The 10,719-nt window shown below is 43.0% G+C and carries 5 protein-coding genes and 2 pseudogenes; all 7 read left to right on the top strand.

The features are described from left to right. Positions 1-74 precede the first annotated feature (74 nt). The 7 genes and pseudogenes from K1I71_RS09025 (at position 75) to K1I71_RS08995 (ending at position 10,513) form a co-directional block, all read left to right on the top strand. Positions 75-1,271: a CAP domain-containing protein gene (locus tag K1I71_RS09025; RefSeq protein ID WP_049546421.1), complete on the top strand. Its 1,197-nt coding sequence runs from the start codon at positions 75-77 to the stop codon at positions 1,269-1,271. Between the two features lie 271 nt (positions 1,272-1,542). After that, a pseudogene (locus K1I71_RS09635) lies at positions 1,543-1,659 on the top strand (YSIRK-type signal peptide-containing protein); the annotation flags it as partial. 78 nt (positions 1,660-1,737) lie between these two features. Further along, positions 1,738-6,062 (top strand): annotated as a pseudogene (locus tag K1I71_RS09590) (ZmpA/ZmpB/ZmpC family metallo-endopeptidase). A 199-nt stretch (positions 6,063-6,261) separates the two neighbouring features. Continuing rightward, on the top strand, positions 6,262-7,593 hold the full coding sequence (locus tag K1I71_RS09010; protein ID WP_223330795.1) for a glycosyltransferase: 1,332 nt from the start codon (positions 6,262-6,264) through the stop codon (positions 7,591-7,593). Position 7,594: 1 nt separating this feature from the next. After that, a complete protein-coding gene (locus K1I71_RS09005) occupies positions 7,595-8,950 on the top strand; it encodes a sodium:solute symporter family transporter (protein WP_223330794.1) in 1,356 nt (451 codons plus the stop codon). Then, a complete protein-coding gene (locus K1I71_RS09000) occupies positions 8,934-9,638 on the top strand; it encodes an acylneuraminate cytidylyltransferase family protein (RefSeq protein WP_223330793.1) in 705 nt (234 codons plus the stop codon). Before K1I71_RS09005 ends, K1I71_RS09000 begins: the two co-directional genes overlap by 17 nt. Further along, positions 9,635-10,513, top strand: coding sequence for a glycosyltransferase family 52 (locus K1I71_RS08995; RefSeq protein ID WP_223330792.1), 879 nt, complete (start codon positions 9,635-9,637; stop codon positions 10,511-10,513). The genes K1I71_RS09000 and K1I71_RS08995 overlap by 4 nt, the downstream gene beginning before the upstream one ends. Positions 10,514-10,719: the final 206 nt, after the last annotated feature.

Genomic DNA, 10,719 nt, shown 5'->3' with positions numbered 1-10,719 from the left:
GAATGTGCCAACTAAATGAGACACATACAGTTGATTTTTTCTTTTGTGATAAGAGTGGAGTTTTTAGAGGTGCCCTGAAGAAAATTGTATTTGCTAGCGCCTTGGCTTTGACTTTAGCTGGAGCAGTTTTGACAAATGATGTTTTTGCCAATGACAGACTTGTGGCAACACAATCTGCAGATGGTAGAAATGAAAATGTCTTGAGTTCAGAAGTGCTTAACCCTGCTAGTGGCAATGTTTTGGTTGGATTAAAGGGAGAATTTTTGACTCCAGACCAACAAGCTATCTTAGATGCCATCAATGCTATCCGTAAAGAGGCAGCTGACGAAGGTTTGGTAGATAAGTATGTCCCTATCAAATGGTCGACTGACCTAGAAAAGGCAGCTTTTGCCAGAGCTGCAGAAGCTTCTGTAACCATGGACCATACTCGTCTTTCTGGTAAAGAAATCTGGAGCGCCTTCCCATCAGGAAACAGTGTACTAGGAGAAAACTTGGGTTGGAACCATGATGGTTTTCTAAAAGCTCTTGAACAATGGCGTGCTGAAAAAGCAGACTACGTGAAGAAAAAATCAGGTGGTTCAGCAAAAGGTGGCTCTGGTCATTATGAAACTTTGATTAGCCCTAAATTTACACATATGGGGATTGCTGCCTTTAAGAACCCAAATAACCCATATAATGCCGTAACGATTGCTCAGGCTTTTGGTGATGCTGCTACTTCAGAAGAGTTGGTAGGCAGTTACGGTCCTGCTATTCAATATGCAGAAGTGACTTCATCTAACTTGTCAACAGTTAAAAATAAAGCAGTCGTAGTTGAAAAAGCGCTGAAAGAATTTAGAACTTCTAGTTCAGACCAATCTGGTTGGGTGAAAACAGATGGGAAATGGTATTTCTATGAGTCTGGTGATCTGAAGACAGGCTGGGTGAAAACGGGTGGTAAATGGTACTACTTGGATGACCTAGGTGTCATGCAGACAGGATTTGTAAAAGTAGATGGTAGCTGGTATTACTTGAGTAGCTCAGGTGCTATGTTTACAGGCTGGGGTACAGACGGAAATAGATGGTTCTACTTTGATGGATCAGGAGCTATGAAGACAGGCTGGCTCAAAGAAAATGGAGTCTGGTACTACCTTGATGCGTCTGGTATCATGAAGACAGGTTGGTTTAAAGTTGGCCAATACTGGTACTATGCATATGGTTCTGGAGCTTTGGCAGTCAGCACAACAACACCAGACGGTTATAAAGTAAATGGCAACGGTGAATGGGTAAACTAGAAACTAAAGGAGTTGCTTTAACAACTTTAGATAACCTATATTTGTTACTATAATTTTAAAGATGGAGAGAAGGGATTACTTCCTCCATTTTTTATTTTTCGTTGACATTTTTTATTGCTAAACAGTTAATTACTTAGTTACTTGATTTTTCCCATCCGTTCAATTGTATATCTATCCCTAGAATCTTTTAAAAAGTTGATGTATAATGGAAAGAGTTGTATATTTTACAATAAATTAAAATACTAATTTAAAAATGTAAAAAGAGGGAAATATGAATTTCAAAACTACTGGAGAAGAAAGACAGAATTTCTCGTTAAGAAAATTGGCAGTTGGCCTTGTATCTGTAGCAGTTGCGTGTTTCTTTTTGATGGGAACTGGCCTACAGATTGTATCTGCCCAAGAATCTCATACTGTTAACTATACCTACGTTTTAGAGTCGGATTTAACTGACGAAGAGAAGGGTCTCTTGGTTACATCCCTACCACAAGTAGCGGAAGAAACGGACGCTACCTACTATCTGGTTTATCGAGCAAATCAAGTATTACCCAATACGGGGACTAGCTCTCCATTGGGAACTGTTGCCTTGGTGGCGGGCCTTAGTTTATTGGTTGTAGTAGTTCTTAAGGGACGTGATGGCAAGAGCAAGATTAGTCGATTCTTGTTAGTAAGCGCTCTAGGCAGTCAGTTGCTGTCTCCAACTGTCCTTGCTTTGACGAGCGAGACACTAGCTGCTTATAACACCCAATTATCGATCCAGGCAGGAGATGCCTTGCCAGCTCCGGTTGATATTCCTGGTTACACTTATCTAGGATTTGTAGAAAACAAACCAGCTCTTTCTGTACCGACAACTAGCAAACCAGCAGAATCTACTGGAAATCAAGAGATTAAATTAGAAAACAGTCAATCTAAGGAAGTGGTTACTACTCATTCAGCAGATTCGACTATGGGAACTGAATTTGTCAAGCAATCAAATGACAGCAAGTCTAACTTAGAAAATGAAGATAGCTCAGTAGTAATGACTGTGTATCCTAAAAATGAGGATACTAGTCAGCAAACGAAAGTTCCTCAGAGTCAGGAAAGTAAAGATAGTCATGTTGTAAAAGGTGAGGAGGCAGACCAAAAACCAGCACCAGCTACAGAGTCTGCAACAAATTCAAGCCCAACTGGTGGGAATCAAGAACAGACAAATCCAGTCCAGCCAGCTTCGCAAAGCCCAGTGGTAGAGAATCAGCAAGGAGGAACACCTTCTCCTGTAGAGCCTCAACCACAAGAAAATAATGAAACTGTAGTGCAAGCAAAGGGAACGCAAGAACCCGGTCATGAAGGTGAAGCACTAGTTCAAACAGAACTACCAGCTTACACAGCCCCGTTAGAAGCAAAAGGGACACAAGAGTCAGGTCACGAGGGTGAGGCTCTAATCCAACCATCGCAACCAGCGTACACAGCCCCAATTAGCACCCAAGGTACCCAAGAGTCAGGTCATGAAGGCGAATCCCTAGTCCAAGCAGAGCAGCCGTCTTATACAGCCCCAATTAGCACCCAAGGTACCCAAGAGTCAGGTCATGAGGGTGATGCCCTGGTTCAACCAGCACAACCGTCTTATACAGAACCCGTTAGCACCCAAGGTACACAAGAGCCCGGCCATGAAGGCGAATCCCTTGTTCAATCAGAACTACCAGTTTACACAGGTCCTCAGGAGGGAGCTCCAGTTGAGCCAACAGTGCCAGAGTCTACAGAAGTTGTTAGCAGTAAGGGCACGTAAGAGCCCGGCCATGAGGGTGAAGCCTTAGTTCAACCCGTTCAGCCATCTTACACAGCCCCAATTAGTACCCAAGGTACGCAAGAGCCCGGTCACGAGGGCGAGGCTGCTGTAGCAGAGGCTCTTCCTGAACTGCCTTTGACAAGTAATCATCGTACAGTAACAGAAACCATTCCTCATGAAACTGAAGAAATTGAAGATGCGACTATCTTAAAAAATCATCGAGAAATTGCTCAGGAAGGAAAAGACGGTTTACGGACAATCGAGTATGAAGATTATCTCGTAGATGGTAAGGTGGAAGCGAGCAAGGAAATCTCGCGTACAGAAGTAGAACCAACCAAAGAGATTGTCAAGGTTGGTAGTCTTGTTAAAACCAAACCAACGGTTGAAATTACTAATCTGGTTAAAGATGAGAGCAAAAAAGCAGTAGCAGTCAACTATCACCTGGATGACCCAACGTCTGCTCTTGTTAAGGCCAAGGCCAAGCTAGTCGAAAAGTTGCTTATCACAATATCGAGAAATTGATGCCTTTCTATAACAAAGAGTTAGTGGTTCACTATGGAAATCAAGTTGATCCTACTGATAAGCTTTATACTACAGAACTGCTGGATGTTGTACCAATGAAGGACAATGACATCATCACAGATATTCAGGCCAATAAAGCAGCAATCAATAAACTGATGTTGCATTTTGCTGACAATACAATCAGTTATCTGGACGTCACTTACAAAGACGACTTCAAAAATACACAAATTGCAGAGTACAGCGTAGCAGGTAAAAACTTTATCTTTACACCAGAGGCCTTTTTATCTGACTATACGAAAGTGACTGATCGGGTCCTAGCAGATTTGCAAGGGGTCGAATATGACTCAGCAGCCATGAGAAGAGTTCTGGGCATTGAGGCAGATGCGTCGCTTGATTCGCTATATTTGGACAAAGAATTTGAAAAAGTTAAATCCAATATCGGCGAACATCTCCGTAAAGTGCTAGCCATGGACAAGTCTATTAATACGATGGGAGATAGTGTAGTAACCTACATCAGCGAGAAAATCAAGAACAACAAGGAAGCTTTCTTGCTTGGTTTGACCTACCTCAATCGCTGGTACAATATCAACTATGATCACATCAATACGAAGGATCTCAATACCTATAAGTTTGACTTTGATGGTAATAGCACAGCTTCAACCTTGGATACCATCATTGCCCTAGGTCAGAGCGGTATGGAAAATCTCAAGGCGTTAAATAATACAAGTGTCTATGAAACAACCCTGGCCCCTGCAAAAGGTCGCAAGACAGTGACTGATTTACTGGAGTCTTACAGAAAACTCTTCCTACCAACTAAAACCAATAATGAATGGTTGAAGAGCAATACCAAGGCCTATATCGTAGAGAGTAAGTCAGCAATTCCAGAAGTGCGTGCCAAACAAGAGTCAGCTACACCAGATAGTAAGTATACGCTGGGAGTCTATGACCGTATTACGGCATCAAGTTGGAAATTAAAAAACATGCTCCTACCTTTATTAACATTGCCAGAAGAAGATGTTTATGTGATTTCAAATCTTTCTACCTTGGCCTTTGGTGGCTACGAACGCTATCGTGACCGTGTCAATAATACAGTCTTGTCAGGAGAGGAATTGCGTCAGTATGTCCGTGCTAAGGTCGACCAGTCGGCTGAATGGCAACGAGACCACTACGATATCTGGTACCATCTCCTTTCACCAGAATACAAAGAAAAACTCTTCCGTTCAGTCATGGTTTCAGATGGTTTTGGTATGAAAGATAGCAATAGCAAGTATTACTGGGCCACCCTGTCTGATAAGGCCATTGCTTCTATCTACAACTTCTTTGGACCAACTGGTAAGTGGTATGGGGAAAGCAAAGGAGCTGGAGCCTATGCCAACGGTTCTGAGGTCCACTATGTCAGCGACCGCTTGTTGGATAAATACGGAACATCAGTCTATACCCATGAAATGGTTCATAATTCTGACGGACATATTTACTTTGAAGGAAAAGGTCGTCGTGAAGGATTGGGAGCAGAGTTGTATGCCTTAGGACTGTTGCAATCTGCTGACAGTCTAGATAAGGATGCTATTGTCTTGAACACTCTCTATAAAGGGGATAAGGATTCACCAACTCGCTTGCATACTTATGACCCGACAAGCCGCTTCACATCAGCCGCAGCCTTGCAAGAGTATTTGCACGGTATGTACGATGTCTTGTATACCTTGGATGCTATGGAAGCCAATGCCATTTTAACTAAGTCAAATGATGTTAAGAAAAAATGGTTTAGAAAAATAGAGAATTTCTACATTGAGGACAAGTACCATAAACAAACTCATGCTGGAAACTCTGTTCGTCCATTGACAGATGCTGAAGTAAGTAAACTAACCAGTCTGGATGCCTTGATTGACAATGATATCATCAACCGTCGGGCTTACCGTGATAAGAGCGACTATACTCGTAATGGCTATCATCTGATCAGCATGTTCTCACCGATTTATGCTGCCCTCAGTAATCCAAAGGGTGCGCCTGGTGACATCATGTTTAGAAAGACAGCCTACGAATTGTTGGCAGAAAAAGGTTATCAAGATGGGTTCTTACCATATGTATCCAACCAATATGCAGAAGAAGCTAAACGCAATGGGGACATTACCTATTCAGATTGGCACGGAAAAAATGTGGGACTCATCACTGATAGTCTCGTCTTGAAAAATGTCTTTGCTAATAAATACGTTTCATGGGCTGATTTCAAGAAGGATATGTTTGATCAACGTATTCGTAAGCAAGACCAGTTGAAACCAATCACTATTCAGTATGAACTTGGTGTACCAAACAGCAGCAAGGAGATTACAATCCGTTCAGCTGCCCAAATGCAAGAACTCATCGATCAAGCAGTGGCGAAAGATGTGGCTAACATTGATCGTACGACAAGCCATGCTCCTGCAAGTTGGGTACACTTGTTAAAACAAAAAATCTACAATGCCTACCTACGTAGTACAGATGATTTCAGAGAATCGATTTATAAACAATAAGAAAACTCCCTCACGCTATGCTGTCTAATCCAGTCCATCTTGCAGATGGTCAGTCTTTGTGATAGAATAGCATAAAGTCCTTTTGAGGGGGAACTTGCTAGGAAATCCCCAAGCATTGTAACGGATGAACCACCCTCGCCTTTTTGTGAGGGTGGTTTTTCATTTGTAAGCAGAAAATAAGAGAGAAAGAGTGTATAGCATGTCGAGAATTGTCACCATTCATCCAGTCAAGGAAATCCATCGCTATGGTTTTGAGAGTACCCAGGTCTATCGAGCTCGTATAGCACGACATCTAGGTTTGGAATATGTTCACCTGGTTTCGAGTCCTCAGCTTCGTCCTGACTGGAAGAAAGACTTGATTAAGTTAGGATTTTTAGAAAAAGAACTGATATGTGTTCCGCATAGTTTTTCAGATATAGGCCATGCAGACTTATCAGTGAAGCCAGAAAGTTTAACGCTAGCAGATGGAGATCAGGTTGAGCTCAATGAAGACGGTTTTGTCGCCTCTGTTACCCTAGGAGATGGCTCGGGGAGATATTACTATACCAAGGGGCCCTTCTTGTTTGAAGATTTCAAGGAAAAGGAACTGCGTTGGTATCATGAAAATGGAGAATTGGCTCTGGAAGGACGATTTATCGATCCTTTCAAAGAACCCTCTCCTGTAACCATCTTTCATCCAGAGTATATCTACCGCATAGGAGGAGAAATCCGTTCTGAAGAGGACTTGTTGGTTAAGTTCCTAGCCAGATGGGCAAAACAGACAGATCTTTTTATCCGTGACCAACAAATCGTTCCCAAACCCAGCCTCTGGCGTTATATGGAAAATACGGACAAAAATTACTATGAAGTTGTCCATGAAAATATCATGCGAGATTTACGCCTCGCCAATCTGCGCAAGACAAACAAATACCTAGTTGCCAGTGAAGTGTTGACTGATACCTTGGCGAAACAAGGGTATGACACTAAGTTTTTACCACCAATGTTTACAGAAAAAGTAGGTCAGCTAAGAAAAATCGGACCTGTTTTGGACTATTGCCTAGTGGGTCATATGGGAGAAGGCAAGAACGTTGAACTTGTCATTGAAGCCTTTATCGAACTCTACAAACGTGGCTCCAAGGCCCAGATTACCTTTTATGGTGGCTCAGAGGAACGTCTAGCAGAATTACAGAATCAATATGATCTTCCGCCAACCATTCACTTTAAAGGTATCGTTAACGAAGTGCCTTATCATCTGCACCAATGCTATTTGTCTGCAAGTTACACAGAGTTATTTGCCAATGCCTGTGTTGAAGCCTTGAGCCAAGGTTTGTTAGCCTTGTTATCGGATGTGGAGATTGCCCATCGTTTCTATGCTGGTCAGTCCAATGCCATCAACTTATTTAAAACTAAATCAGAGTTGATTCAAAAGATAGAAGAGATGGAGCAGCCTGATTTTTGTCTATTAAATGAAAAAAATCTAGCCTTAGCCTCTCGCTATTCTCTGGAAAAAGTAGCTCAAATATACAGAGAACTATTAGATAGGAATTTCTAGGATGTTGGGAATTCTAGTCACCCTATTGCTCTATTTCGGCTTGATTTCTTGGATTGCCTATCGGAAAAAAGGGGACGAAGAGGACTATTATCAGGTTAAGAAAGCTGTTCCAGTGACAGTTCTGGCCTTCTCAGTCTTTGCCACCTTACTCAGCCCTATTTCCTTTCTGACTCTGGTTGGAAATGCCTATACAGGTAGGTCCTATCTCTGGTTTGCCCAATGTGGCATCCTTCTAGCCATTCCACTAGCTCATCGCTATTTTCTGCCCCTCTATCAAAAGGGAAACTACGAGACAGCCTATCATCTTTTAGAGGACAAGTTTCAATCGACTGGCATTCGTTCACTGGCCTCAGGTCTTTTCATTCTCTACCAGTTGGGGCGAATAGCAGTGGTGACCTACTTGTTGTCTCAGGCCTTAGCGCCCTTTATCCCTCTCAATCAGCTGGTCTTGTCAGGTTTACTCCTTCTTTTGACGGTCTATTATCTGGCAAGTGGTGGTCTCTTGGTTGTGCTGTGGACGGACTTCTTTCAAGGCTTGGTCCTGCTGGCTATATTGGCCCTCTTTCTACCAAGAATTGCCCAATCAGGTCTTGTCATGAATAGCAGTCAACAGCTATCTCACTTTGCAGAGACCCTGGATGGGCAGACGGTCTTGATCTTGGTTGCAGGAGCAGGTTTTAGTAGTTTATTTTCCTATGTTTCCTCACAGGACATCGTCCAACGTTTTAACAGCAAAATGGGGCGTCAGAAGATTGGAAAAATCTTATGGTTACAGGGACTCTTGTCTTTTGGGATTGCCAGTTTACTGTATCTGATTGGCCTATTGATTCGTCAGGAAAATTTTGCCACCACATCGACCAATCCTGTTCTCATTGCTTACGCTCGGGAAGGTCTGGCGCCTTGGTTTGGCAGTTTCATCATGCTGGCTCTCTTAGCAGCAGGCCAATCCACAGTTTCGTCCAGTATGAATGCAATCGTGACCTGTTTGAAATTGGATTTCGCCTGGTCAAAGATTCGCTGGTCGCCAAGCCTCCTGTCCTTTGTCTTAGCAGGCCTGTCTTGGCTTCTCTGCCTCTTGCTCATGAATGCAGAAATCTACTCCATCTACGAATGGATTAACGGCTTTATGGGTCTGACACTGGGTGTGATTGGTGGTTTGTACCTTTTGATCCTACTCCTCAAAAGACCGAGTTTGCAACTGGCTAAAATCTATCTGGTCTTTAGTCTAGGAGCCTTGGTCCTCTATCATTACAGTGGCCTCTTTGCCAATCCCAATCCTTGGTTAAATAGCATCATTACCACCCTATCTGCCCTGTTTATCTCAATTCTAGGAAGACTATATGAAAGCAACATCTAAACCCATAGCCGTCATTTTGATCCGTTCAGGTTCACGTGGCTTAGTGGATAAAAATATCAAACCGCTTGCAGGCAAACCTTTGGTTTTCTACACCATAGAAGTCGCTCTAGCCTCCAAGCTATTTAGTGAAATCTGGGTATCCTCAGACTCACTAGCCTATCTAGAACTCTGTCGTCAAGCCTATCCAGAGATTCATTGTGTCCATAGACCAAAAGAACTGGCCTTGGCAACAACCTCTAGCTTAGAAACCCTACGAGACTTTTTACAGCCCTTTGAGGAAGAGCAGGTCTTCGTGAATCTGCAGGTGACCTCACCTCTGAGAGAAGTAGAGAACCTCATAGAGTCCTATCAGCTCTACTGTCAGTCTGGCGCCGACCATCTGATTTCCTGTGTCAAGGCGGACAAGAGTCGCAGTCTTTTCTTGCAGCTGGAGGAGTCGACTTTTATCCGTCCGCCTCAGGTGTCCAAGCACTATGCTCGGCAAAAAGAGCCTGTCTATTACTATCCCAACGGTAGTATCTGGATTTCTCGCAAGGACCGTTACCTACGAGATGAGACCTTTTACACAGACAAGACAGTAGCCTATGAAATGCCCAAACTCTATTCTTATGATATCGACGATGCCTTGGATTTTGAAGTCGTTGAGACCTTGCTGCACCATCACCACCTAGGAGAATCAAAGAGATGAAACACCTCATCATTGCCACAACGCCCTTGCAGGCCAAGATTGCCCAGCATATCAAGGGACTCTATCCTGATCAGGACTTTGTCAGCCTCTATGTCAGTCCTGTCAAAAATGCCCGTCAGGAACATTATGCTAAGAATTTTGACCATGTTCACTATCCTCAAACGGCAGAGGACTTGGCTCAGATCTGCCAGGAGCTTGCTGGAGACTATGACACCATCTTTTATGCCAGTTTTGACAATAGCTTGATTCTGGACTTGATTGCTAGTTCGACCTATCAGCACCTCATGAGTTTCGATGATGGTTATGCGGATATTTACCCCTTGGGCATGTATGCCCGACCTCTCCATCCCAGTCAGGTTGGCTCCTTGGGCTTGAGCAGAGATGACTTGATTGAGCAGACGGAAAAGCACTATACCCTCTATCGCAGTGACTACCATGTCGTAGCGAGAGAAAAGCTAGTCTATCTGGAGCATTTTTTTGACTTGCCCCAAGCACCCGTTTCAAATGGCAAGACGGTCAAGGTTCTACTGGGACAAAAGTTCTCGGAAGAAGACGACCAGATTTCCATCCGCTTTATCAGTACCTATGCCAAGGCCTTGGCCATTGACTTCTATCTGCCCCATCCCAAGGAGACTTTCACTATACCAGATGTGACTTACTTGGAGACGGAGCTAATCTTTGAAGATGTACTAGCCCAACTCTTTCAAGAATATGAGTTCGTTCAGGTCTATCACTTCACCTCGTCTGTCAGCCTCCATTTGCAAGACCTGCCTCATGTGACCATCACAGGCATTTCCCTCCCTTATTACGAGGACCGTCAAAAAGAATTGCGACGATTGGGTTGTCAGTTTGAAAGGGTTTCAATTGGTTGGTAGTATAAATATACATTAAGAAATGTAAATCCATGCACTAGCTTGGATTTTTTATATTTCAACATACTATAAACAAGTGGTTTGAACTATCAAAAAAATGAGCAATATTCTTGTTTGAGATGACGAAAAGTGTTAAGGGCACCTCTAAAAACTCCACTCTTATCACAAAAGAAAAAATCAACTGTATGTGTCTCATTTAGTTGGCACAT

Source organism: Streptococcus mitis (assembly GCF_019929545.1).
Lineage (GTDB): Bacteria > Bacillota > Bacilli > Lactobacillales > Streptococcaceae > Streptococcus > Streptococcus mitis_BU.
The sequence above is the reverse complement of the archived record's forward strand: the minus strand, read 5'-3'. Positions and strand labels throughout refer to the sequence as shown.